Genomic DNA, 23,889 nt, shown 5'->3' with positions numbered 1-23,889 from the left:
AAGAAATCAACTATCTCCTAGTTTAATTGTTAATTCAACTAAAATCAAAAAGAGAGCTAGCTGCTCTCTTTATTAGTACGTGACTTTTCTTAGTTCCTGTTGTAATATATACGATGATTTTCTATTTGGTGATCCAATAATTCATCTACTGTCACTAAAGTATATCCTTGAGATTGTAAATACTCTATCACCGTTGGAAGAGGATCGATAGAAGTCTGATGAATATCATGCATGAGAATGATTGATCCTGGTCTAACTTCTTTTTTCACTTCCTGTAGGATTGCATCTGTATTGTGACTCTTCCAATCCAAGGTATCGACATCCCACATTATAAAGACCTGATCTACTGCGTATTGGACAGCTTTATTAATAGAACCATATGGTGGGCGAGTAATATTCGTTTGAATCCCAGTCACTTTTTGAATAATATCCTTGGTATCCATAATTTCATGTTTAGCTTCATCTAAAGGTATATTCGTTAAAACAGGGTGATTCCAGGTATGTATTCCAATTGCATGACCATCTTTATGAACCTTTTGTACAACCTCTGGATAGGCAGAAACATTCTTCCCTAACATGAAAAAAGTACCTTTGACACCATATCTCTTTAAAATCTCTAGAGCTTGAGGTGTTGTGTTTGGATCCGGACCATCATCAAATGTCAAAGCAACCATTTTTTTATTTCGTTGCTCTTGGTAAACTTCATAGCCTTTTAAATCTTCAGGCTGGAGTCGGTTTATGTCGATAACATCATAAAATTTTGACAACGGAACGTCAAAAGTTCCCATTCCTTCTATTTCTACTGGTAAGTCAATGAAAAAAGTGCCTTTATCATAAGTAAACTCCCAGTTTGCCATATCTGATTCTGAAACAACCTGCAAAACTTCTTCAATAAGTTCCTCACTTAATTGAAGAAAAACAAGTTGTGATCGTAATTCAATCAGTAATATTTCCTTTACTGCATCACTATCAGTAAACAATTGAGTAAACTGAAAAGCATTTCCGCTATCATCCAAGTAGAGTAAAGACAATTTTTCTGATTTTTCACTAATAAACTTAGCATCTTTCCATTTATAACGGATACGGTTAATCTGATAAGGATGAACGCCTATAAAAGGTTCTGTTAAAAGTTCAGCATGATAAAAAAGTAATTTCTTGGGCTGTATATTTTCTATCACTTCTTGAGGAAGTTCACCTACATCCGCAAGAATTCTATCTCTCACAAGGCCAATAGGTTCTCCAGCTATTTTAGGATAGTAAACCTCTAAATAGTTTTCCCCAACCATACCTTTTCGAATGGCAGTATTCTTCGCTTTTGCTCGTTCTTTTTTTTGTAACTTTTGAGAATTCTTGAGTATAATTCTTAATTGCATTTTTCTCTTGAATTTTTTGGTATGTAATAATACCAGCTCCAATTAAAAAAAGATACACTTCTATTTTACAAGTTCAACTTAAGAAAATCCAAATTACAACCATTTAACAAGTAATATAAAAAGACTCTATAATTTCTGTAGTGAGTAAAACTACCGTAGGAATTATGGAGTCTATTTTGTTGTAAAAAAAAGCCACTTTTATTCGTCACATAATGATGAACTTGATGCGATTTTCCTTTACACTTTCACGATTTTTCTTTGATTTATTTTATAAACTTGAGTAACAATTTCTGAAGCATAATGATGTTCTACTAAAATGATAATAGCATCAGGTAAATAGTTTGAAATATTTTCAAGTATCATGCTTGAATCGTTTTTACTAATATGAGAAAACATTTCATCTAATAGTAAAATTTTAGGTTTTTTGTTCAGAGCTCGGGCAATTTTTAATTTTTGTAATTCTCCTGAACTAAATTCATTAACAATATTCTCCATGGCAAAATCAAATAAATTTTCAATTTTCTTTAATCTTGATGACAAATTAACAATTTCAAAGATATGCTTGATCTCTTCAGTTTCAGGTATATTTTCAATTAGTTTGCCTCCAACAAATCCAAGTTCATTAGAGACATAAACAATTTCATTACTTAGTTGTTCTATCGTTTTTTCCTTTATATCAATACCATTGAAAATAATATCACCCGAAAATTCATTTAGATTAATCATAGACTTTAGAAATAACGATTTTCCACTTCCGTTATCTCCTTTAATCTGTATGATATCTCCAGATTTTAATTCTAAATTAATTGATTCTACTATTTTTTGATCATCAACAAATAGATTCACATTTTTCATAATCAACGTATTAATTGTAGATTTTGTTGAAAAACTAGTATTAATATATCCATCGCCAGATAAAAATTCAGTAATTCGTGTATGATAAACCGAATTCAATTTTATAGTAGTTATTGTCGAGATAATAGCTGTTATAGGAGAAAATAACATCCCTATATAAGCATTAAAAGCAATTAAATCACCTACTGTCAAAATATTATTTTTAACTAAATTAATACCAATAAAGATGGGTAAAAACGTTGCTGATGTAATTATCAAATTAGATATAATAGACACAATATTAGAGTATATTTTAATACGTTCAAGAGTAGTTGCATTCTCATTTACAACTAGTTTAAATGATGTATATACCAATTGAAATAAATTATATATTTTTATCGTTAGATGGTTGTATAATATATTCACAGTAGTATGAATAAGATTATCTCGATTGTTTTTTGCTATATAAGTAAGGTTTTTTAATTTATTACTAATAAAAATTATCCAAAAAACATACACTGGTACAAAAACAAGACACACCATACCTAACCAGAAGTTAATCTGTAGAATAATAGTTACACATCCTATGATTTTTAATAGATTTGATAGAAGGGCATAAAATATGGTGAGTATATTTGAAACATATGTTTCTATATCATTCAAAATTATCTCTTGCGCTCTACTTTTATCATCATCAGATACGAATCTTTTGCTTAGAATGGATATTATAATTTTTTGTCTAATAAATTTTATTAAGTCTACTTCTATTTTAGCAGTTACTCTAGTCAAAAAGTTGCTTGATATAAATTGAAGGAATAAAAATATCAAAAAAACAATAAAAACTAGCTCAGTTTTTTCATAGTTTCCTTTACCAATTACATCATCAATTAGAAATTTAGATATATATGGTAAGGGAATTGCTAAAAGCGACTCTAGAATTATCAATATAGATAATAAAATTAAAAGCATTTTTTTTGTTTTAAATAAGACTGTCTTCATATTACCACTCAAATTGCTTTAGATTAGCTTCTATTTCTTTTATCTTCTTTGGATCTAGTTGGTTTTTTTTTAAAATCTCACTATCTAAACTTGATAAATATCCAATATAGTAATCAATCAGCATTGTATACTCGTGGAAATTTAGTACCTTCATTTTAGATTTTATGAAAGAATTGACTTCTAAAAATCTTTCAGATTTTAAAAGATTTTCTAGATATATTTCTCCTTTAATTAAATTTCCCTCCTCATCCTCTACAATACCTAAATCAAGTTGACTAACTTTTAAATTCAAGATAGTTCCAATCATATTAGAAACACCTTTAAATTGGCGCATCAACCAGTCATCGTCATTCATAATATCACACCGCCACTATAAGTTTTTGCTAATTGAGATAGACTCTCAACCTCAAACATTTTATTACTTTTCCAATAGTCCAATTCATTTGCATAGCCTTTACCATTACTATACAGTTTTTGGTATTTTTTAAAATTATATTCTTGATCGTAGCTGAATTCCAGAGCTCCTGATTCAATTTTTTTAATTACAAGTGCAGATTGAACATCTAAAATATTTTTTATAGCTTCCTTTGTATAAGTATTCGTGATAAAACCTTCTTTGCAAACAATTGATAGTCCCATAGTTCCCATGATATCGTTTAAATAGTTTAACGTATCTTCTGCTCCACTATTACTAGAAATTGAAAATAACGCTCCATACTTACCACACAATCTAAAAAGATGTGTCCAGTGAGCAATCCTGTCTATAAATGTCTTAATAGACCCTGAGACAGTATTTGCATAAACCGGCGAAGCTATAACAATCAAATCTGACGATAACATTTCTTTTTCTAAAAAAACCATATCATCACTTGACTGAGTTTTCCCGGTTATAAAAGGCTGTATAGACCCATCGCAAAATTCAATATGATAATTCAATAAATTTGCATAAAACACAGTCACATCTTCATTACCATGTTTTATTAATCCTTTTATGAACTCTTCAACAACAAAATTTGTTGTTGAAGAATCATGTCCAATCGCTCCAGTACAAACGAATACTTTCATTTCCCTCTCCTTTGCTACTATACTTCCATCAAATGTATTAATGGTCCACCACCTTTACGAATTAATTCCATTGCATAAATACTACCAGACATTCCCAACATAAAGGATTCCAGATAATGACTTGAGCCCCTTGTCCATTTAATCAAGAAGGGATCTGAGATAGAGTTCGATACAACATCCATACAATAATCTCTCACGTTTTTATTGAACAAATTACAAATTCTATTTAATATCAAAATATTTCCAACGTTACCATGACATAATGAAATACTATTTAAACTTAATAAGTTCTTCACATCGTCAATAGTTAATCGGCCAAGTTCCAATTTACAGTTTTCTGAAAAGGCGAAATTTTCTTCAGCAATTCTATAGAGAAATAAATAGTAACCCATCATACCTCTACACCATGAATTACTTTCCTTTAGTAAATCAATATTAGCTTTTACTGATTTAAGAATCTCTTCTATTCTGTTTAAAATATGCACTGAAGGATGTATTTTGTATAATGATAACAATGAAATGCCTTCTCCTATTATTCCATGAGAATAAGAAAGATCATTTGTTTCTAAAAACGACTCTTTTACTATCTCATATAGAGTATCCATGAGTTCTGAATCTACCAAGTCACTTTCCTTTTGATAGATATTAGATAGGAGAGTTAGTAAACCAACTTCACCATTAATAAAATCATTAAATTTATCTACTTTTATTTGCTCATATTTTTTCTTAATTAGAGACTGTAGTTCCATTAAAGTATTAAGATATTCTTGACTTCTTGTCTTATTATAGAATTGATATGTAAGATAAACCAATCCTCCCAAACCTGTAAAAACTCCTATATTTATCTCATTTTGCGGATTTCTTAAATATGATAAAGCTTTTTCTTTTATTGTGTCATACAATTTTTTTGCAGTTTCTTGAGACTCACTATTATCTAAATTAATCAGAGTAAGCACTATTCCTCCAGAATTATATAAGCCAGATTCTATACCTTCAATAAACATTTTCTCTTCACCATTTAATGAATTGACTTGAAGTGTATAAAGCTCTAATCTATCTGGTGCATATTCAACACTTACATCAGAAATATAATCAATGAACTCATTCGTGATTTCCTCAATTTTTCTCTCTCTTTTTCCACTCTCATTAATTGGATGAAAAAAATCAGTTAGGGGATAATAGGCTGCAAGAGATAACTCAATATACCTAATTTGTTTTTCAAGGTCTGGATAATCTAGCAAGTCCAATCTCTCAAACAAAGCACTTTGATAGTCTTTTGAGTAATAATCTTCGATAATAATGTCGTTATTATTATAAAGATTCTTTGAGTTAGAATACATATAGAAACAAGGTACATCATCATTCTTTAATTGCCTTATCTCATCCTGTACCCTAAAATATCCTAAATTACCTGGCTTGAAGTTTTCTAGTAAAACATTAAATAAATTATCTCTAGCATCAGATGAAGTCAAGTATTTATAAGAATTAGACACTTCCAAAAATTTACTATAAACAACCGTTGGTCGCAATACTTGTCGAATTTTTATAACTTGCTTAAAGCCATCATTCAATATAGACCTAATTATATCTTTATTTTTAAGAATAATATCAAGACCTGTTGTAAAACCCGCTTTTATTTCTTTTTCGACTTGTTCCGGTAAAACCTTCTTTCCATTGTAGGATAGTTTTTCAATCAAATGAGTTGCTCTGATTTCTCTTTGAACAAATTTCCATTCATTTACTTCAGAGATTTCTAACTCATTGATTATGGTTGTTTTTGAATTTTTTGTATCTGGAAATAAACCACTTGCATTAAATAACATTATATCTTTATTAGAAGGTATAGGTAAGAGATAGCTGTTTAAAACACTTGTTTGCGGTAAATCAAATTTAAATATAGGAAAACCTTCTGAAGCCTCTCCCAATCCAAGAACTTCTAAGTCAATAAATACTGGTGATTGATTTTTCACATGGATATTCTCGTAATGTAAATCACAAGTGCCAAATAATAAAAATACAGACAAATAGATACCAGACAGATAATAAAATTCTGAAACTGATTCCCAACTGTTTAATGGACTATCTTCAATAAATTCCTGCCATGAATGATCATCAAAGCTAATACTCCATGGAATATAAAATTTTAAACTACTATCTACTTCCTTTAGGAAATTTATCACAGAGTGTAGCATATTATCTGTGGCTAAAGAACGAGGTTTGTAGACTACTTTCTCACCATTTAATAACTCGACAATTCGGACTGAAGCACCATTATGAGTGTCTCCTTCTGTATCAGAAATTGAACTAATAGTAAAATCTTCAATTTCAGTTACTTCACTTATTGCCTGTTTATCTTTTTCTAAATTAGTTATAATTTCGATAGAATAACTAAAAAAATTATTTATTTTTATATTAATTTTATCTTTTAGAATAGGATACTTCTCAAGGAAAGAAGATATACCACTATATTCACTTAACTTTGATAAAAAATCTTCCGTTCTATCAACATAGTTGTCACCATGTAAGATATGATTTTTCTTGTAAAATTGGTATTCTTCAGCTAAAGCATTTGAAATTAAATAAAAAATACTATCGTCTAGCTGTTTTTTTAAACGAGAATACAACTCTACCGTTCCAACTTTATTACATATTTCAATAAGTTTTGATTCGTGATAATCCAAGTCAAAAATACTGTAAATTGCTTCCAATAATGAACTCTTATCAACTATCTCATATTCTCTCATAATAACCCCTATCTATGCTTCAATATAAAAAATGGAGAGTAGCACTACTTTAATTAAATTATAATTTACTTAGAAACAACGCTTTTTGAAAGTTACAGTAATTATGGTAACAGGAGCACATAGGTGCGCTGTTAAAATAAGTGTAAGAGGAATTGTTGTAATAGTAGCTTGTGGTTCAACATCCCCAATTCTTTGATTACTATTACCAATTCTTGATAGCTCAGCTAAATTTGCTGTATCAACTTGATATCCATTCATAATTTGCCTCCAATCTTGCTACTCTCCACTTTGTATACTAGATACAATTTTATTATACGCCTTATCAAATGAAAGCGAAATCATTGCTAATTTTTAAAAAATTTAGTATATCTCCTTATAATTCCGATGTTATTCTCGGTTTCAACCAAAAACGATTTCCATAACAAGTTTTTTTATTATACCTTTCATTCAAGCTTTACTTATCGCCAGTTTTAGATGGATTTAACAGCGAAATTATCGCCTATAACCTTTCTACATCGCCGAACTTAGAACAACTGAAATCTATGTTAGACCAGGCTTTCGATGAGGAACATTACGAGAATACTATTCTCCATAGTGATCAAGGATGGCAATATCAACACGATTTTTATCACAGGTTTTTAGAGAGTAAGGGAATTCAGCCATCTATGTCACGTAAGGGAAATAGTCCAGATAACGGTATGATGGAATCCTTCTTTGGCATTCTTAAGTCTGAGATGTTTTATGGTCATGAGAAGACGTTTCAGTCACTTGAGCACTTGGAACAAGCTATTGTCGACTATATTGATTACTACAACAACAAACGAATTAAGGTAAAACTAAAAGGATTTAGTCCAGTACAATACAGAACTAAATCCTTTGCTTAAATTAATTGTCTAACTTTTTGGGGTCAGTACAATCTGGTTGCTAGGGCTTTATTATGCTATATCTTACTAGGGATGATGATCTTTTTCAGGATTGCTCATAATATGTGTAAATATTTCTTTATATTTATATTTCAGATATTTTTCGTGTAGAATGAATAAAGCTACGTAAACAATCATAAAAACAATAGATAAATACAGCGTATCAAATGTGCTATGTCCAAAATAAGTTGCTGATTCATAAGATCCAATAGCTCCTAAGATCAACCAAGGAATATACTTGTAATACTTAGTTACCATAACACAGTCCCTCCTTTAATTAAACTAATGAGAATATCTAAAACTGAAAGTCATACCTGTACTTGTAGGATTATAAGGATCTAAGGTTATCAAAAGATCAATTCCCCAACCTCTTGCAGCAGCATATTCATATGATTCAGCGTTTACGATATAGAGTTTTTCAATTAAAGAGCCATATTTTGGAATTAATTTTACTAAACTACCAATTGTTCGAAATTGTCGTGCACATTCTTTAACTTCCGAAGGACTTAAATGTCTATAAACATTAGTTACGAGAGCTCGAAACATAGATCTTGACTGTTCTTCATTAATTTCTTTTTGTACTTGTGTAATGATTTCCTTAGATATTATTTCTTTTTCATAGTTTGACAGAGACGTTCTGTCTAATAATTCTTGTAATGTATATTGCTTACCTTCTTCTAATCTTAATTTGGAGATTTCTTGTTGCAAAATCTCAATCGGAGGAGCTGACTGTTCTTCAGACAGTACAGTACTTAAGGGAGAGAACGAAGAAAAAATTAACAATAAGGTACAACTACCTTTAATAATTATTTTATGATATTTCATAATATCACCTTCCTTTTGTTTTTTTACTTAATAATATGCTTCTATAAAAATAGGCAATTTCTCGAAGTGCTATATTCTCAAACTAACTTCTACCGCCAATAAACGTGGAAGTTAATTTGTCAAAACAATGCTATTAAAAAATAAAAGGGAAAACTTTTTGTTAAATAAGGTTATCATTACTATTAACCACATATAGTTTTTAGCCAACCAACTATATGTGGTCTAAGTAATGGGATTAAGAATAGACCTACAAATAGACCTAAAATAAATATTAGAAACATTTTTTTGAAGCTTCTTTTGTTCATCTATGGACAGATTCCCGAAAAGTATATTTTTAATTTTTCTAAGTACGTCTAGACGTTTTAAAACTCATGTTGTGATTGAATTACGTTCAATACTTCTTGCATACTTCCAGCCTTCCAATTTGCCTTAGCATTAAATAAAGGCAATGGGTAATCGTAACATCCAATAGTATCAATACCAGCACTAGTTGATACCTGTATCCCTGAGTACGAATCTTCAATAGCAATTGTCATCCGAAACAATATAATCAAAATAATTCTTCAAATCCAGTTTTTCAAGACTTATTTCTATACTTTTTCTTCCTTTCTCTGTGAAAATCGCAAATTTTTCCCACTTTTTCTCAATGATTTCAATACTGAAACAACATCTTTCCAGAACTTCAATAATTTCTTTTTATGTTAATTCATTATTTAACTAAATCTTTGGAGGTAATATGTTTTCAAAGCTACTTTTTTACCATAGATTTTGAGCCTTCAACACATATTACTAAGCCAAAAATGATCTAAATTTTTGAAATTCTAACAAATTACACCCTTGTACATTAGAATCACTTCTTTCTAATTAAAAATTAGATAAAACAGAAATACCATATAGTTAATTAGTATTTTCATCATTTAATCAACTAATCAGCCTTCCCAACATCAAGACCATTGGACTCCTTTTGTGATTGCACTCGAATCTCCAATTGTTTATTCTTCTGAATAAACTGTTGGTAAGGAATTGTATTACTAAACATAAAAACACCTAGTAATGCAAATGTAACTAATTTTTTAATGCCACGTTTTTTTCTCATGCAATGAAACCCCTTTCTGTTTCCTTGTTTTTATTCTAACACATATATATTATTTAGGCAATTATTTTTATTGCGTTTTGAACTTTTTTTTTTTTTTTATTACCATAAAGAATTATTTATTCCTTTAACTTGCTATTTTGAACTAAAAATTTTATAATGAAATTAAGCAAATAGGAAGGTTTATTATCTTTAATGAATACACTCGCAGAGAAATTCAGATTAAAAAGAAAAGAGCTAGGACTCTCCCAACAAACTCTTGCAGAAGGAATTTGTGAACAAAGCCAGATTAGTAAAATTGAGAGAGGGCATTTCATTCCCTCCGCAGACCTTTTGTTCAAACTCTCACAACGACTTGAAGTACCATTAGATTATTTTTTTAATGAACAAATTGAAATTAAATCTAACCTCTCTAATTTCAAGCAATTATCTGCTCGACTATTAGATGACAGAAATTATGATGATTTGGAATATATTTATAGAATAGAGATTGAACGAAGTACTTTTCTAACACTAGAAGACCGAACTTACCTTGAATGGATTAAAGCTATTATTGACTTCTATCAATATGACAGTAAGTGTGAGGCTATTTCTTCATTGGAAAATATATTATTAAAAGTCTCCTCAAATACTCTGATTTATTTAAAGGTATTGAATACTCTATCTAATTTCTATTCCTTAGTGGGTCGTGAACAAGAATATGAGGCAAACTACTCTCATTTAATGGAGTTATATCAGACAAAAAATTTTGAGCATCAAGAGTTTTTATTTGGCTACATCAGAGTTCGTTACAACTACGCTCACTACCTAGTGTCAAAGGAAAAATATAACGAAGCCATCCAAGAAGCTCTTGAGACGATTGAACTCTGTAAACAAAGACAGACAAGCTACCAACTGGCTCCCCTACTTATTCTTGTAGGAAATGCTGGAGCCAAATTTCTAGACAAAGAACAAGTCAAAAATTATTATATAGAAGCAAGAGAGTTATGTAAGATTTATAACAATCCTTTAATGTTGATGAAGATAGATAATTATTTGAAGGAATTAGATACTGTATAGTTAATCTTGACATTATAGTTTTTCTGAAACGTTAAATAACCTGTAAGGCTGATAGTGATATTAATACTATCAGCCTTATAATTTTTCCATGGTATCTCAAATAACTATACTGATTTTGTTTCTCGTTCTAATTTGGTAACATTTTGATTTCTTGTGTTATAAAATATATTGATAAAATTCTCTAATCCCCTAACCTTATATTCGTAATCATCTATCCATTTAGTCATAAATCTTTGATTTTCTTAGGAATGATATTAGGATAGCAAGGATAATTTGGAAAAATTATCACATAAATTGACATAATACTTAGTATAGAACAACTTATTAAGAGGTTAATTATGTCTAAATCATCTAAACAAATCGAAGAAGACGCTATTGACTATTTAAAACTGGCACTAAAAAAATCTAAACATATTAACAGAGAAATTTCTAAAGGGGATAGAGAACCTATCTGGGATGGTCGTATCTATTTTTATCATTTCAAAAACATACTTTTTTAATACTAAATTTTATAATATAATAGATACAATGACTTTTAAAACACTTCTTCCCTATCCATAGGTGGATAGGGTTTTTCGTTGTTCATCACACGTTCTAAACATTCAATACTAGATCTTAGGTGAAACATTTCATGTTTCCTATATTTTTCATCTTGTGAGTTTAATAGTTCGTTTAGGTGACGTCTAATATGCCAAATGGCTTTTCTAATATTTGCTTCTTTTAAATTATTCATGAATCCATTTTATAATAAAATATAATCCAATTTCTTTGATTAAGCTAATTTACATGAAATATAAGCTATTCGGTTAAGAATAAGCTTAAAAGTTTTTTGAAGGAATCTATTCAGCACAAAAAACACCTATTCGGTAAAATAGGTGTGAATAATGTTATTTATATCCATATTGTTTTAGTGCGTTATTATATGCTTCGCTATCTTTAAGATAGTAGTCTTGCTTAACTCCACTAATATCAACAGAAAAGACCCCATCTTTAAATGAATACTCTTCTGTTCGACTTGCAATATTTTGTCCAGTTAATTCGATCGTATTCTTTTGCTTGTTAATGGTAAAGCTGTCGGCTTCTCCATGCTCTATGGAAGCATTATCTCCTTTAATAGTAAATGCCAATTCATTTCTTTCACTTGATATCCAATAGTATTCGCCATCCAGAGATTGTTGCTTATTTTTAGTGCAAGCAATTAGTGTAATTATTGATAATGACAACAATAATATGCAAACAATTTTTCTCATGTTTCTCGCCTCCTTTTATAATATTACTATACCAAAATAATGTTACAAAACTGTATCAATGTCTGTTATAATGGAAATTTCAAATAATGTCCATTATAACAGACATTAGTAAATTTTAGAAAAAGATCTATATTTGGCTATAGTTTTACTAAATCTCTACGACTATAGATTAAAAATGTATACACTTCTATTTTACAAGTTCAACTTAAGAAAATCCAAATTACAACCATTTAACAAGTAATATAAAAAGAGTTCTACACTTTCAGTAGAACCCTTCTTATTACCAGTATTTTGATTACCTAGTTTTTTCTATTTTAACGCTTCTTTAATTTCACTAACTGTTGTAGCAACACTTTCATCGTAGAATGATTTTTCACACAAAATTATTGACAGTATCCATATCTATATTCATAAAATAAAATTTTTTAATATTATTCAATAAATGCTATAATATAAGTAAACAACTTAGGAGGTTAAAACTAGTTGCTGGATTTTGGCAAAAGAATTGAAAGGATGCGATTAGCTCAAAAAATAAGTCGTCAGGAATTCTGTGGAGATGAATCTGAATTAAGTGTCCGTCAATTAATTAGGATTGAAAAAGGTGAGTCAAGACCTACATTAACAAAATTGAAATATATTGCGAATCGGTTAGGAATAGAAGATTTTAAATTAATGCCAGATTACGTAGAGTTAGAAAAAGATTATTTGCAGTTAAAATATTACTTGATGAGAACCCCCACATATGAAGATGAGAACATTGCTAAAGAAAAAGAAAAAATTTTTGATAAGATTTTTGACGAGTATTACAATGATTTGCCTGAAGAAGAAAGGATCATTATCGATATTTTACAAGCATATGATGACTTTGGCCTACAAAATGATGATAGTAATTTAGAAATGATTTTACAAGATTACTTTACTCAAATTCTTCTTAAAACCGAATACGAAGTAAATGAGCTTTTAATCATAAAATTATTTTTATTAAGATTAGTTCATCCCAATACAATACTAGATGAGAAAGAAAAACATAAATGTACAGTAATAGCTAACAATATTTTACAACAATTAGATAAGTTCGATCTTGATTATGTATTTATTGTTAGAGATTCCTTACTTTTATTACTTGGAATATTTGAAAAAATGAGTGATTATACTCGATTTGAAAAAATTATTCAAGAATTGAATGATTTAACATCTAAAACCTACGACTATCAGAAAAAACCTATTATTCGTATATGGGAATGGCGCTATGCGCTATTTTCAAAACAAAATTATCAAATGGCCGAAAATTTTTTTCAAGAAGCAAAAATATTTGCAAAAATGATTAATAATAGCTATCTTATAGAACAGATAGAAAAACAATGGCAAAGTGATCTTCAAAATTACTTTAAAAATAAAAACTGAGTAAGGAAAGTGACAAAAATGTCATGGCAAAATCCCGAATTAGCTAAAGTTAAAGCTGATTCGGGATTTTTTTTAATAATAATGTGTTTATATAAAGAATTCTATTTAAAATTAGTGACATTTTTGGCCTTTTTATATATGTTTTTTATAAGTATAATATTCGTTAATTAAAAAACAAAGGAGATAAAATATGTTATTACTAGTTATTTCAATTTTTTGGACTTTTATATAATTGATAAGATAAAATGGAGTATTCTATGTTGGAATTAAAAAATATATGTAAAAGTTTTAATCAAGGAGAATTTAAAAATAGTGTTTTAAAAAATATAAATTTAATAGTTAAACAAGGAGATTTTATATCTATAATGGGTCCATCTGGATCTGGTAAATCCACATTAATCAATATTTTAGGATTACTCGATTCTGAATTTCGCGGAGAGTACAAACTTAACGGAGAAATTATAAAAAGTTTAAATGAGGATCAGCATGCTACACTCCGTAACAATGATATTGGTTTTGTATTTCAACATTTTCATCTAATTGATGAGTACACGGTTAGAGAAAATATTTTATTATCATTCCTCTACTCAGAAAAGAAGGCAAATTTAAAATACATTGAGAGTTTAGTTGAAGACTTGGGCCTTGTAGACAAACTTAATGAATATCCAAATAATTTATCAGGGGGACAAAAACAGCGAGTTGCTCTAATCAGAGCTCTTGCTCATAAGCCAAAATTTCTTATAGCAGATGAACCTACAGGAGCATTAGACGAAGAAAGTAGGGACGAGATTTTACAAATTCTACAAAATTTAAACAATTCTGGTACTACAATTATCATTGTTACTCATGATGAGTTTGTTGCAAATTGCAGTAAAACTAGGTATAAAATGAGAAACGGTCATTTAACGCTGGAAGGATTGAAATTAAATGAAGTTTAAAAAAATTTTGATAGATACTTTAAAACTGTTATTGAGAAATAAACGACAGAGTATTCTCACTTCCCTAGCGATTGCCGTAGCAACATTTGTGGTGCTGGTTATTTTGTCAAGTTCTTCTTATACCACTTCTACATTAGGTGATGACTTACACATTGAGGAAGATTCTGTAACAATAACTTATACTCCCAAAAATATCTTGACTAGAGGTGGTTTTTCCAAGGAAGATAAAAGAATAGTTGAGAATTCTATCGGGAAAGATGTGAGGCTATCTGCTAGTTCCTATGGTTTGTATGCTGAAACATATTTTAATAAAACAAAACAATATCTCAGTTTTCGTACATTAGATGATTTGAATAAAAATGGATTAAATGTACCATCCTTGTTAAAAGGGAAATCAATAAAGAACCTAAATAACGGGATTGCTATTAGCGATAAAGCTCTAATGTTATTGACTCGAAAGGGAAACATTGAGAATTTCTTAGGAAAAACTATTAATATATCTGGCAAAGATTACACTATTCAGTCAATTTTTTATGGATCAGCTGTTAACGAAAGATTACCTTCTTTAATAGTTACTGAGGATACGAAGCGTTTACTGTTAGGATATAAGGAATATTTTGATGAGCTGGTGATATCAACTAACAAAATAGAGAATATTAATAAAGCTTTGTCAATTTTAGATATTCATGGAACATATCATCGTGAAGGAACTTATTCATATATCGATAACAAACGTGTTTATGAAGAAACTAAAGCTCAAGCTAACACTATACTTAATTTTATTGCATTTCTTTCAAGTATTTCAATATTTGTTGCTGGTTTTGGAGTCATGAATGCTTTGTTATCTTCCGTAAGTGAGCGTAGTAAGGAAATAGCAATTCGTCGTGCTCTAGGTGCAAAAAAATCTGATATCTACCTATCGTATATGATAGAGGGTACATTTTTATCCATAATAGGAGGTATGTCAGGAATCCTAATAGCTGAAATATTTGTTATTTTAATGAATATAAGTGGTTTTGTTGCGACATTAACTTTGAATCACATTTTAATCACATTGTTTACAACTAGTGTATTTGGAGTTGTATTTAGTATCATTCCTGCAATGGTTGCAGCAAATAAAAATGTTATTGAAGGTTTGAAATAATGGAGAATTGTAATCTACATAAACATGAAGTTGTTGTTATATTAATCGCCACAGCAATTTTTCCACTCTTATCTCTTATTTTAGGAGATGCTCTCGTAGCTCTGTTATTAGGAAATGCAGGAATGCTAAAAATGATGTTCGGTGAACGAATAATATTTGCAATGACAGCATTATTTCTATGGTGGGAGCTAAATAAAACAGGTTTAATTCGTATTAAAACCAAGCAAATATTCTCTTTTAAACAAGTCAGTATTCTTATTATTTCAGTTATTTTAATAACTATATATGTATTTCTATTTACAGAAAAATATATTTCAGCCATTTATATATTTTTATTTATTGTATTAAATTTTTTAATTGCCTGGGAAGAAGAATTCGTTTATAGATTGCTGGTTCCTGAAATACTTAAGATATTATTTAGAAATTTTTTTATTATATGTTTACTTCAAGGTATAATATTTAGCTATTTAGGGCATATGGAGGAAAGTATATTAGACAATTTATTATACAGGCTCCCGCTATCTATTGTTTTATTTGTCATTAGAGATAAAACCGGAAATATTCTTCTCTCAACAACAATTCATGCTTTATGGAATATTGTATTAGATTTTATTTAAAGGAGATAAAATGAAACTTACAAACAAAGAAATAGTGTTTATTGCGTTACTAATTGTAGAATTTTCAATATGTTTTTTCATGTTAGAACATTTTAGTATTTTTCAATTTATGTTATTTGTTCAAATTATTCCGTCAATATTATTGGCTTTTATTTCCGGTAATATTGCAGTTAAAAATAAACATACTTGGTTAATCTTGATTAGTTTTGGAATTATACACGCATTGATGATGTTTGCAATTTTTAGTGTTACCCCTATGACGATTATTGAACAAAATACTATTCAATCCGAAACCTCAGTGTTTACATTTAATAGAAATTTACAATTTGGTACTTATTTTGGATTCTTTTTACAAGAATTATTACTAGGTGGATTTATTGCAATTCTTTTCAAAACTTTTAGAAAAGTTAAGCAAGGACAATTCTGATGAAATATATATTGAAAGGAGGTGAAAAATCCTGCTAAAATTATTTAAAAAATTAACGACTCAATGGTTCTGGGGTGTTTATACCCAGGTAACCTACTATTCAAATGGTAGAAAGAAATCGTAATATTTTTTTGCTTTATTAGGAGGAGGTGATGAAAAATGATTAGATTATTTAAAAAATTAACAACTCAATGGTTTTGGGGTGTTTATACCCAGGTAACCTACTACTCAAATGGTAAAAAGAAATCATAATGGAAGAAAGTACATATCTAATTTATCTTAAAAACGTATCCCGATTATAGGATATTTACATTAAATACTAACTTCTATAAAATAGGTGCATCTTTCTAATAAAAAAAGGTGCACCTATCTTTTAATTTAATGTTAGCTAACATAATATATTAGAGGTACACTATGACTATCGTAGATTTATTAAAAAAAATACATTTTTATATAAGTTTTAAAGAAAGAGTACTATGGGGAATAGGTGTAGTACTAGCTTCAGTCTCAGCTATTGTAGGACTATTATTGCCAGCTCAGATTAATCTATTATTCCAAAACTTTAAAGAATTTAACTATAATAGAATTGTTCCTCTTGCACTACTTTTTTTAATACAAAATGCAATTATGTATTTTTCTTTATATATACTCGGAAAAATAGGAGAATATACGATCTTATCTCTACGAAAAGAAAGTGTATTATCTCTTTTAAATTCGGAAATATTTAATCTTGAAACTACTACTTGGGCAAGTAGAGTGATATATAATCCCGGTTTTTTTTCTGAGTTAATTTCGAGACAGATTCCAACTTTAATAATAAATACCCTTCAATTAAGTTTAAGTATAATCATATTGTTTTATCTAAATTTAAAAATTACGTTATTTATAATCATAGGTATATTGGTAGTAGTTACTTATTCAATTTTATCCGGAAAAATCTTATCTAAAATTCAAATCAGATTTCAAAATTTTTTGTCAACAACAAATCAGCAACTTTCTGATGTCCTTGGAAGGTTAGGATTAATAAAAATTAACAATACCATTGATAAAGAATTTAAAGATTTAAAAATATCAATTCAAGAAATTTTTAAAATATCAGTAAATACTTTAAAGATAAGTATATTTAGCCAGATTGGTAACCAATTATTATTTATTTTAATTTCTATATCATTGTTATTTATTATTATGAATGATATAAAAAGAGGTGTGACACAGATATCTTCGGTTACTCTATATATCATGTACTGTGCTCAATTACTAGCTCCTTTATTAGCAATATCAGATGACCTAACTAGTATAAAGCGAAGCAAAGAGGTTATGGTAGAATATCTTAATACATTCTCTGATTTAGAATCGAATTCGAATAATTGTGTATTTGTAAAATTTGGGAAAAATACTCAAATTGAAATAATTAATTATTTAAATCCGTTTAATAAAAAAATAATAAGTAATCTAAATTTTTATGAAGGTGAAGTATACCAATTAACAGGTAGTTCTGGTATTGGTAAAACAACGTTATTAAATTCTATTTTAGGTTTAGTTAAATTTAACACTGGGCAAATTCATTTAACTTTTAAGAATGGGAAAACCCTATATAGTAAACTGGCCTATTATCAAAGTCAACAGCAAATACTAGTAAATAAAACAATAAGAGATAATCTATCATATTCGCATCAGATACCAGATGAAGAGCTGGTAGATACGCTTCAACAATTCGGATTGTTTGATGAGTTTCATAATAAGGATCTATTAAATCTAATAGTTACTGAAAAAACACTTTCAAAAGGCCAAATTGCTAGATTAGCATTAGCTAGAGAATACCTAAAAGAGGATTCCGAAATTGTAATATTAGATGAACCGTATGCTCATATAGATGAGGTGAATTCTAGAAAAATTGATAAAATGTTTAGAGATAGATTCAAAAATTCTATTTTGATTATTGTTAGCCACACAAAAAATTATATTAATAAAAAAGATTATATTATTGAAATGGTATAAGATTTGAAAAAAATTATTTTTGAACGAAAAAAATATGTCTACGTAAATTCTAAAAGAAGTCAACAAAAAGATTTTCTGATTATTAAGAATTTAATGTCAAGAGAAGTTCAAGTTGAAATTAGGATAGAAGGCAATTTACTAGATTTGCTTGTTCTAAACAGCAGGGGAATAAAATTTTATAATTTACAACTTCTATCATTGCCTCGTTATATTAATATAACCGTAAAAGAGGTTGAAGAAGATATTGATTTGACACTTAATAAAAATAGATATTATAAAAAATTTTATTTTTTTAAAAAATTTGATAAATAAACTAACTGAACTGCGCCCTAAAAGTTAGACAGAAAAAATCTAACTTTTTGGGTGATTTTATTATAAAATTAACTTATGAAGATAAAGTTCAAATATATGAATTGAGAAAGCAAGGAGAGAGCTTTAGACGTCTTTCTTATCAATTTGGGATAAACATTTCTAATCTTCAGTACATGATTAAAATGATTGATCGTTATGGAATAGAAATCGCAAAAAAGTAAAGAATCGTTCTTATTTTCCTAAATTAAAATAAGAAATTATTTATAAAGTTCTCCTGGAAGATTGTTCATAAAAAAGTGTATCTTTGGCTAGAGAAAATCACAAAATCTAAATAAAACAGAAGACACAAAATATTTATAATATGTAAAAGGTAGTTCAAAAATATAGAACTACCTTTTGTTGATAATAATGAAATTAGATACTTGTTCTTTTAAAATAAATAGAGTAAAAATTTCTAGAGGGAAATCATCAAAATGCTTTGATTTAGCTATGGTTATTTTACTTTTGTGGTCGAGAACGAATGGAAGATATGGGATTACACAGAGTGAGTATTTCTTTTTGTTTTGATTGAGATACATGAGTATAGATCTGAGTTACAGAAATAGAGCTATGTCCAAGTATTTGCTGTATATAACGAATATCTACATCTTTATCCAGTAGCATTGTAGCAAAGCTGTGTCTAAACATATGTGGCGTGATAGTTATAGATAAGTTGTTTTTCTTAACCAGCTTCTTTAAAATTAGACGGACACTTTGTTCTGAAAGTGCTTTAAGAGGATTTTGACCAGTAAATAAATAGTCATTAGGTCGGACGCAGTATTTATTTATATATTTTTTCAATAAACTAAAGGTTGTTTGGTCTCCTAAAAAGAGGATACGTTCTTTTTTTCCTTTTCCGATAATATGAAGTGTTCTATTTGAAAAATTAATATCTTTAAGATGAATATGACAAAGTTCAGAAATCCGAATGCCAGTTGAAAGTAATAAGGAAATGATTAGTAAATTTCTTTCAGCTTTTTGTTTCTGATATTTAGATTTTGAATAGATAACTTTTTGTTCTGAATCTGAGTAGACACTTTTTAAAATATCATAAGGAATGGTTTTAGGTAATATTTTTTCCTTCCGAAATTGAAATCGTAGTTGATTAAAAGGATTTTCATCAATTATACCTTGAAATTTTAAATAGCTGTAAAAAACCTTCAAACTTGCGATTTTTCGTCGTAGAGTGTTTGATTTTATATTTGATTTTGTTAAAAATTCAATATATGATTCAACATTATCGTAGTTTGAATTGTAAAATTGTAAAAGATCGTTTTTGTAAGCTCGAATTGTATGTGTGCTTAAACGTTTATGCGTTTTGCAGTAACTTAAGTAATTAGAAATAAGTTTAGAATCCATGAATATCTCCTTTAATAATAATCATGTTATTTTAAACTTATTTGGGCATTTTGTATAGTGATAATAAATAGTTATCGGTAGGAGTATGAAAAATGGATGATAAAACATGCTTTGTAGTTATGGGTTACGGAGTAAAGAAAATTCCTGGGACGTTGGTGAAGCTAAACTTAGATGATATATATTTTAAGTTTATAAAGCCAGTTTTATCACGGAATAATTTGAACTCCATTTACTCCACAAATGCATATCGAGGTGATGAAGTCCCTACTTCTGTAGCTATTAACAAAAATTTCATTACATCTATTTTTTTAGCTGATATAGTAATTGCTGATATAAGTACTCTGAATCAAAATGCGATCTATGAGTTAGGACTTCGTCATGCAATGAAACCTAAGTCTACAATTATTCTTTGTGAGGAAATTACCATTCGCAAATATCCATTTTTTGATATCTCAATGAGTCCACAGATAAGATATCATAGAAAGAAAATATTATCGGATGAAAACTATAGAAAATCCGTTCAGGAGCAATTGGAAAAAACTTTAATCGCTTGTTTAAATTCTAATCCAGAATACATTGATAGTCCTGTATTTGATTATAATTTATATAGAATTGAACCATTAATTCAATTGTCAAAACACGAAGATACAGAAGGCGACTCGATAAGGACTATGATTCAAGAAGCTGAAAATTTGAAGGAAAATATGCAGTTTGAAGAAGCCGAGAAAAAGTATCTTCAGATTTTAAACTTATCTTTTGATGAAGACATATTGTCTCAATACATTCTATGTCGCTATAAAAAAGATATAACCATAGAAAATCTACTTTCGACCTTATCATACATTGATAAAAAAATAGACTTAATCACCTCTACAAATGAAAACTTGCTAGGTATTGTTGCAGCGATAAATAAGCAAATTTTTGCACTTAATAGAGAATGTAAGTTCTTAGAACAAGCTAGAAGATATTACAAAAATGGTTCAAATTTTGAGAGTGGGAATCTCTATTGTGCTAGAAATTACTGTGCTCTTTTATTAAAACAATATCGTATATCTAAGGACATCGAATCAGTAAAAGAATACTATTACTCTGCTGTTCATTTTGCTAAAACTTGCTTAACAGAATTACAATTTCTCAAACGAGAGGAAACTGAGCTCGATGATACTTGGTTTAATGAAAATGTTAAAGATTTGACTTTAATTGCATTTGGTACTGACGAATCAATTATTAAATTTAAGCCTATTACAAAAAGGCAAGAAGAGACTGTTACCTCAGGTCGTAAAGAGCTAAAGGAAGATTATTACGAAACTCTAAAAATAATAAAAGGGAAGTGAGTAAATTGATTCACTTCCCTCTTAAAATCTCTTATCTCTTGATAATTTCCAATAATGTAAACCTAGTGGTGTCAAACGACAAGACTTGCTGTTCATAGCAGCAAAGTACATATGCTCCTCTCCAACAGGTTCAATCAAACCTACGCTTTCATAAAGCTGTAACTCTTTAAATTTACCAACATTTTCTTCTTTTGCGAAAGGTTCTTTATATTCATGAGTTACTTCAGGAGTATTGGTAAATTCAAATGATGGATCTAATTGAAATTCTGAAGTAGCTTCTGGAAAATATTGATGAAGTTTCCGTAGCACCTTTTTTGATACTTTAGCTTCAACAGTTCTGATAGGTAAAAATCCTGTTATATTTGTTTTAAATAGAGGCCTTTGTTCCCATACTCCAAGTGACTGATCGACAAAAGAATACAAACTAGCAGGAGTAACATTCCCGCTAACATCTGCTGCTCCACCTTTTAGCCCCTGAATTAGTAATTCAGTAAACACACCATGACCAGTTATTCCATCTTCAACAGCAACTTCATCACGATTGCTTGCTGTTAGAATAGTAACACCTTTTCCAATCATGGCATTCGATGAGTCTATAGGACTACAATCTCCTAACTTTCCAGAATAACAACAATCTAAGATGATAATTTTATTTCGACTTTTAGAAGTGTTTGCCAGTCGAAGTATATCATTCATAGAAATCCCCATATCATAGCCATTAAAATCTGGTGTTACGATTTGACCAGCCATCTCATCTGTTCCATGTCCTGAGAAATAAAAAAGTGCAATGTCGGATTCTCCTTCTTTAAATAAAGAATGAAGGTCCTCCAATAACTCTGCTTTTGTTTGTACATTACGTTTTAGCTTAACACTGAAATTAGGGGAACCATCCTCGTTTTCTTCCAATAATTTCGCTATCTCCTCTGCATCATTTACACATCCCCCTAATGGAGCCTGAGAATATTCATCGATACCAACAATTAATGCCTTGTTTTTTAACATAAATTATTCCTCACAATTGTTTTATCCAAGTACTAATCTTTTCCCAATTCCAATCTACTACAGGAAGATAGCCACATTCATTTGGAATCGTTGCACCAATATGATCTTTGTTACCATAAATTGCAAGTAGTGGTATCCCCTCATCTGTAGCACAGTTCATTTCCCAAATTTGCCCATCGGCATTCTTGGTATTCCTAGTAATGATAGTAATCATACCATCACACCCTCTAATTCTTGTTCTACATTTAGTTTTCCATTGAGAATCCCATGGTTTCTTAACAGACATATCTACAAATTCAAATGGGGAGTTCGTATTTCGTGATTGTCCCCTTAGTAAATCTCGAAGAATTTCATCTTCAATTGCAAAGCTTATAAAAATTCTTTTCATCCAGTTTCTCCTCATAAAAGCTTTGACTTTATTATACCACTTTAGAAAACGCTTTATATTATTTTTCCTTCAATTTTATTAAATATTTGCTCTAGTGATTTTTTCCAATAGTAGATTTCTTTTTCTAAAATATTTTCAAAAAAGAAATCAATTTGTGAAGTGTTTTCTAAAGTAAAATCCGATACAGATACAATTTTTTTATCATCCTTTAAAATACCATCAATACGTAAATTTTTTTGCTTAATAATTAAAATGGGAATATTATTTGAAATTGCCATAGCACCTTCAATTTGACAAAAAGAACTTGTAATCCATTTTCCATCTAATGATTGTTCTTCAGCTTCAAAAAAATTTTTATTCTTAATTGCTCCTTTTTTTAAAATACCAGATTGAATATATGTATGTCCAAAAGCTAAGATGACCATACCATAGCATCTTTTTATCATTTCATTCAAAACTGTTAGAGATTCATATGGTGAATAATCTTTTGCTTGCAATGTTATACTTTCAATATTGTACTTATCTAAGGTGTTTTTTAATTTATCTATAAAGTACTGTTGTTCTTTAGTAAACGGATTAGGTCTACTCAAAAAAACTCTTATTTTTTTTTTATTCACGCTAGATTTCTCCTACCGATAACTATTTATTATCACTAGTATACCATAGTTTCTAATCTCCTATATGTTTCCAACAGTAACTTTTTATTGTAATGGATGAGATGAATACTTACGGAGGAAAACTTAGAATATCATTAAAAGTTTA

The 23,889-nt window shown here is 29.0% G+C and carries 25 protein-coding genes and 2 pseudogenes; 12 read left to right on the top strand and 15 right to left on the bottom strand.

Annotated elements, in window-relative coordinates; all coding sequences use genetic code 11:
• Nucleotides 1–89 precede the first annotated feature (89 nt).
• From HMPREF2904_RS00675 to HMPREF2904_RS00650, 6 genes are all read right to left on the bottom strand, one after another.
• Complete coding sequence (locus tag HMPREF2904_RS00675) at nt 90–1,373, bottom strand: polysaccharide deacetylase family protein (RefSeq protein WP_176744590.1); 1,284 nt, start codon at nt 1,371–1,373, stop codon at nt 90–92.
• A 237-nt stretch (nt 1,374–1,610) separates the two neighbouring features.
• Entirely contained in the window at nt 1,611–3,206 is a 1,596-nt protein-coding gene (locus HMPREF2904_RS00670; protein ID WP_070659366.1) for an ABC transporter transmembrane domain-containing protein, read from the bottom strand.
• A gap of 1 nt (nt 3,207) precedes the next feature.
• Entirely contained in the window at nt 3,208–3,561 is a 354-nt protein-coding gene (locus tag HMPREF2904_RS00665) for a hypothetical protein (protein ID WP_070659365.1), read from the bottom strand.
• A complete protein-coding gene (locus HMPREF2904_RS00660; RefSeq protein ID WP_070659363.1) occupies nt 3,558–4,271 on the bottom strand; it encodes a flavodoxin family protein in 714 nt (237 codons plus the stop codon). Before HMPREF2904_RS00660 ends, HMPREF2904_RS00665 begins: the two co-directional genes overlap by 4 nt.
• A 17-nt stretch (nt 4,272–4,288) precedes the next feature.
• Complete coding sequence (gene lanM / locus HMPREF2904_RS00655) at nt 4,289–7,015, bottom strand: type 2 lanthipeptide synthetase LanM (RefSeq protein WP_070659361.1); 2,727 nt, start codon at nt 7,013–7,015, stop codon at nt 4,289–4,291.
• A gap of 69 nt (nt 7,016–7,084) precedes the next feature.
• Nucleotides 7,085–7,273: a hypothetical protein gene (locus tag HMPREF2904_RS00650; protein WP_049472403.1), complete on the bottom strand. Its 189-nt coding sequence runs from the start codon at nt 7,271–7,273 to the stop codon at nt 7,085–7,087.
• A 191-nt stretch (nt 7,274–7,464) separates the two neighbouring features.
• Here HMPREF2904_RS00650 and HMPREF2904_RS00645 point away from each other — a divergent pair.
• A pseudogene (locus HMPREF2904_RS00645) lies at nt 7,465–7,899 on the top strand (IS3 family transposase); the annotation flags it as partial.
• Between the two features lie 66 nt (nt 7,900–7,965).
• Here HMPREF2904_RS00645 and HMPREF2904_RS00640 read toward each other — a convergent pair.
• From HMPREF2904_RS00640 to HMPREF2904_RS11835, 3 genes are all read right to left on the bottom strand, one after another.
• Nucleotides 7,966–8,196: a hypothetical protein gene (locus HMPREF2904_RS00640; RefSeq protein ID WP_023027513.1), complete on the bottom strand. Its 231-nt coding sequence runs from the start codon at nt 8,194–8,196 to the stop codon at nt 7,966–7,968.
• Between the two features lie 24 nt (nt 8,197–8,220).
• Nucleotides 8,221–8,763 carry a hypothetical protein gene (locus tag HMPREF2904_RS00635; protein WP_070659356.1) on the bottom strand — a complete coding sequence of 181 codons (543 nt, stop codon included), beginning with the start codon at nt 8,761–8,763 and terminating at the stop codon, nt 8,221–8,223.
• Nucleotides 8,764–9,688: 925 nt separating this feature from the next.
• On the bottom strand, nt 9,689–9,859 hold the full coding sequence (locus HMPREF2904_RS11835) for a PhrA family quorum-sensing system peptide (RefSeq protein WP_001227861.1): 171 nt from the start codon (nt 9,857–9,859) through the stop codon (nt 9,689–9,691).
• Between the two features lie 192 nt (nt 9,860–10,051).
• On the opposite strand from HMPREF2904_RS11835, the gene HMPREF2904_RS00630 reads away from it, so the two are divergent.
• Both HMPREF2904_RS00630 and HMPREF2904_RS11660 read left to right on the top strand, forming a co-directional pair.
• Nucleotides 10,052–10,915 carry a helix-turn-helix domain-containing protein gene (locus tag HMPREF2904_RS00630; protein WP_070659355.1) on the top strand — a complete coding sequence of 288 codons (864 nt, stop codon included), beginning with the start codon at nt 10,052–10,054 and terminating at the stop codon, nt 10,913–10,915.
• Nucleotides 10,916–11,253: 338 nt separating this feature from the next.
• Nucleotides 11,254–11,415 (top strand): hypothetical protein, encoded by a 162-nt coding sequence (locus tag HMPREF2904_RS11660; protein WP_173019420.1) that lies wholly within the window; start codon nt 11,254–11,256, stop codon nt 11,413–11,415.
• Between the two features lie 35 nt (nt 11,416–11,450).
• On the opposite strand, the gene HMPREF2904_RS00625 is transcribed toward HMPREF2904_RS11660, so the two are convergent.
• Together HMPREF2904_RS00625 and HMPREF2904_RS00620 are read right to left on the bottom strand one after the other, a co-directional pair.
• On the bottom strand, nt 11,451–11,648 hold the full coding sequence (locus HMPREF2904_RS00625) for a hypothetical protein (protein WP_070659353.1): 198 nt from the start codon (nt 11,646–11,648) through the stop codon (nt 11,451–11,453).
• A 154-nt stretch (nt 11,649–11,802) separates the two neighbouring features.
• Nucleotides 11,803–12,165, bottom strand: a complete 363-nt coding sequence (locus tag HMPREF2904_RS00620; RefSeq protein WP_070659350.1) for a hypothetical protein — start codon at nt 12,163–12,165, stop codon at nt 11,803–11,805.
• 483 nt (nt 12,166–12,648) lie between these two features.
• Between HMPREF2904_RS00620 and HMPREF2904_RS00615 the strand changes: the two genes are divergently transcribed.
• The 8 genes and pseudogenes from HMPREF2904_RS00615 to HMPREF2904_RS00580 form a co-directional block, all read left to right on the top strand.
• On the top strand, nt 12,649–13,569 hold the full coding sequence (locus HMPREF2904_RS00615; RefSeq protein ID WP_070659348.1) for a helix-turn-helix domain-containing protein: 921 nt from the start codon (nt 12,649–12,651) through the stop codon (nt 13,567–13,569).
• Nucleotides 13,570–13,826: 257 nt separating this feature from the next.
• Nucleotides 13,827–14,507, top strand: coding sequence for an ABC transporter ATP-binding protein (locus HMPREF2904_RS00610; protein WP_070659346.1), 681 nt, complete (start codon nt 13,827–13,829; stop codon nt 14,505–14,507).
• A complete protein-coding gene (locus tag HMPREF2904_RS00605) occupies nt 14,497–15,651 on the top strand; it encodes an ABC transporter permease (RefSeq protein ID WP_070659344.1) in 1,155 nt (384 codons plus the stop codon). The genes HMPREF2904_RS00610 and HMPREF2904_RS00605 overlap by 11 nt, the downstream gene beginning before the upstream one ends.
• Nucleotides 15,651–16,268, top strand: coding sequence for a CPBP family intramembrane glutamic endopeptidase (locus HMPREF2904_RS00600; protein WP_070659343.1), 618 nt, complete (start codon nt 15,651–15,653; stop codon nt 16,266–16,268). The genes HMPREF2904_RS00605 and HMPREF2904_RS00600 overlap by 1 nt, the downstream gene beginning before the upstream one ends.
• 10 nt (nt 16,269–16,278) lie before the next feature.
• Nucleotides 16,279–16,695 (top strand): hypothetical protein, encoded by a 417-nt coding sequence (locus HMPREF2904_RS11830; RefSeq protein ID WP_070659342.1) that lies wholly within the window; start codon nt 16,279–16,281, stop codon nt 16,693–16,695.
• A gap of 414 nt (nt 16,696–17,109) precedes the next feature.
• On the top strand, nt 17,110–18,693 hold the full coding sequence (locus HMPREF2904_RS00590; RefSeq protein ID WP_070659340.1) for an ATP-binding cassette domain-containing protein: 1,584 nt from the start codon (nt 17,110–17,112) through the stop codon (nt 18,691–18,693).
• A gap of 3 nt (nt 18,694–18,696) precedes the next feature.
• Nucleotides 18,697–19,005: a hypothetical protein gene (locus HMPREF2904_RS00585; RefSeq protein WP_070659338.1), complete on the top strand. Its 309-nt coding sequence runs from the start codon at nt 18,697–18,699 to the stop codon at nt 19,003–19,005.
• 62 nt (nt 19,006–19,067) lie between these two features.
• Nucleotides 19,068–19,255, top strand: a pseudogene (locus HMPREF2904_RS00580) (IS3 family transposase); the annotation flags it as partial.
• A gap of 248 nt (nt 19,256–19,503) precedes the next feature.
• On the opposite strand, the gene HMPREF2904_RS00575 reads toward HMPREF2904_RS00580, so the two are convergent.
• Nucleotides 19,504–20,403, bottom strand: coding sequence for a tyrosine-type recombinase/integrase (locus tag HMPREF2904_RS00575; protein ID WP_070659336.1), 900 nt, complete (start codon nt 20,401–20,403; stop codon nt 19,504–19,506).
• Between the two features lie 92 nt (nt 20,404–20,495).
• Between HMPREF2904_RS00575 and HMPREF2904_RS00570 the strand changes: the two genes are divergently transcribed.
• Nucleotides 20,496–21,737, top strand: a complete 1,242-nt coding sequence (locus HMPREF2904_RS00570; protein WP_070659335.1) for a hypothetical protein — start codon at nt 20,496–20,498, stop codon at nt 21,735–21,737.
• Between the two features lie 21 nt (nt 21,738–21,758).
• Here HMPREF2904_RS00570 and HMPREF2904_RS00565 read toward each other — a convergent pair whose 3' ends face one another.
• Genes HMPREF2904_RS00565 through HMPREF2904_RS00555 form a run of 3 tightly spaced genes read right to left on the bottom strand, consistent with a single transcriptional unit; the run spans nt 21,759 to nt 23,744 of the window.
• Entirely contained in the window at nt 21,759–22,739 is a 981-nt protein-coding gene (locus HMPREF2904_RS00565; protein WP_070659333.1) for a caspase family protein, read from the bottom strand.
• A 10-nt stretch (nt 22,740–22,749) separates the two neighbouring features.
• Nucleotides 22,750–23,127, bottom strand: a complete 378-nt coding sequence (locus HMPREF2904_RS00560) for a TIR domain-containing protein (protein WP_070659330.1) — start codon at nt 23,125–23,127, stop codon at nt 22,750–22,752.
• 53 nt (nt 23,128–23,180) lie between these two features.
• A complete protein-coding gene (locus HMPREF2904_RS00555; RefSeq protein ID WP_070659329.1) occupies nt 23,181–23,744 on the bottom strand; it encodes a hypothetical protein in 564 nt (187 codons plus the stop codon).
• Between the last annotated feature and the right edge of the window lie 145 nt (nt 23,745–23,889).

The organism is Streptococcus sp. HMSC072G04, assembly GCF_001813295.1.
GTDB lineage: Bacteria > Bacillota > Bacilli > Lactobacillales > Streptococcaceae > Streptococcus.
Note: the sequence above shows the minus strand (reverse complement) of the source record. Positions and strands in the feature narration are given on the sequence as shown.

Bases quoted from the DNA above. Each gene is read 5' to 3' on its own strand.
- HMPREF2904_RS00675 (WP_176744590.1), bottom strand. From the start codon at position 1,373: ATGCAATTAAGAATTATACTCAAGAATTCTCAAAAGTTACAAAAAAAA.
- HMPREF2904_RS00670 (WP_070659366.1), bottom strand. From the start codon at position 3,206: ATGAAGACAGTCTTATTTAAAACAAAAAAAATGCTTTTAATTTTATTA.
- HMPREF2904_RS00665 (WP_070659365.1), bottom strand. From the start codon at position 3,561: ATGAATGACGATGACTGGTTGATGCGCCAATTTAAAGGTGTTTCTAAT.
- HMPREF2904_RS00660 (WP_070659363.1), bottom strand. From the start codon at position 4,271: ATGAAAGTATTCGTTTGTACTGGAGCGATTGGACATGATTCTTCAACA.
- lanM (WP_070659361.1), bottom strand. From the start codon at position 7,015: ATGAGAGAATATGAGATAGTTGATAAGAGTTCATTATTGGAAGCAATT.
- HMPREF2904_RS00650 (WP_049472403.1), bottom strand. From the start codon at position 7,273: ATGAATGGATATCAAGTTGATACAGCAAATTTAGCTGAGCTATCAAGA.
- HMPREF2904_RS00640 (WP_023027513.1), bottom strand. From the start codon at position 8,196: ATGGTAACTAAGTATTACAAGTATATTCCTTGGTTGATCTTAGGAGCT.
- HMPREF2904_RS00635 (WP_070659356.1), bottom strand. From the start codon at position 8,763: ATGAAATATCATAAAATAATTATTAAAGGTAGTTGTACCTTATTGTTA.
- HMPREF2904_RS11835 (WP_001227861.1), bottom strand. From the start codon at position 9,859: ATGAGAAAAAAACGTGGCATTAAAAAATTAGTTACATTTGCATTACTA.
- HMPREF2904_RS00630 (WP_070659355.1), top strand. From the start codon at position 10,052: ATGAATACACTCGCAGAGAAATTCAGATTAAAAAGAAAAGAGCTAGGA.
- HMPREF2904_RS11660 (WP_173019420.1), top strand. From the start codon at position 11,254: ATGTCTAAATCATCTAAACAAATCGAAGAAGACGCTATTGACTATTTA.
- HMPREF2904_RS00625 (WP_070659353.1), bottom strand. From the start codon at position 11,648: ATGAATAATTTAAAAGAAGCAAATATTAGAAAAGCCATTTGGCATATT.
- HMPREF2904_RS00620 (WP_070659350.1), bottom strand. From the start codon at position 12,165: ATGAGAAAAATTGTTTGCATATTATTGTTGTCATTATCAATAATTACA.
- HMPREF2904_RS00610 (WP_070659346.1), top strand. From the start codon at position 13,827: ATGTTGGAATTAAAAAATATATGTAAAAGTTTTAATCAAGGAGAATTT.
- HMPREF2904_RS00605 (WP_070659344.1), top strand. From the start codon at position 14,497: ATGAAGTTTAAAAAAATTTTGATAGATACTTTAAAACTGTTATTGAGA.
- HMPREF2904_RS00600 (WP_070659343.1), top strand. From the start codon at position 15,651: ATGGAGAATTGTAATCTACATAAACATGAAGTTGTTGTTATATTAATC.
- HMPREF2904_RS11830 (WP_070659342.1), top strand. From the start codon at position 16,279: ATGAAACTTACAAACAAAGAAATAGTGTTTATTGCGTTACTAATTGTA.
- HMPREF2904_RS00590 (WP_070659340.1), top strand. From the start codon at position 17,110: ATGACTATCGTAGATTTATTAAAAAAAATACATTTTTATATAAGTTTT.
- HMPREF2904_RS00575 (WP_070659336.1), bottom strand. From the start codon at position 20,403: ATGGATTCTAAACTTATTTCTAATTACTTAAGTTACTGCAAAACGCAT.
- HMPREF2904_RS00570 (WP_070659335.1), top strand. From the start codon at position 20,496: ATGGATGATAAAACATGCTTTGTAGTTATGGGTTACGGAGTAAAGAAA.
- HMPREF2904_RS00565 (WP_070659333.1), bottom strand. From the start codon at position 22,739: ATGTTAAAAAACAAGGCATTAATTGTTGGTATCGATGAATATTCTCAG.
- HMPREF2904_RS00560 (WP_070659330.1), bottom strand. From the start codon at position 23,127: ATGAAAAGAATTTTTATAAGCTTTGCAATTGAAGATGAAATTCTTCGA.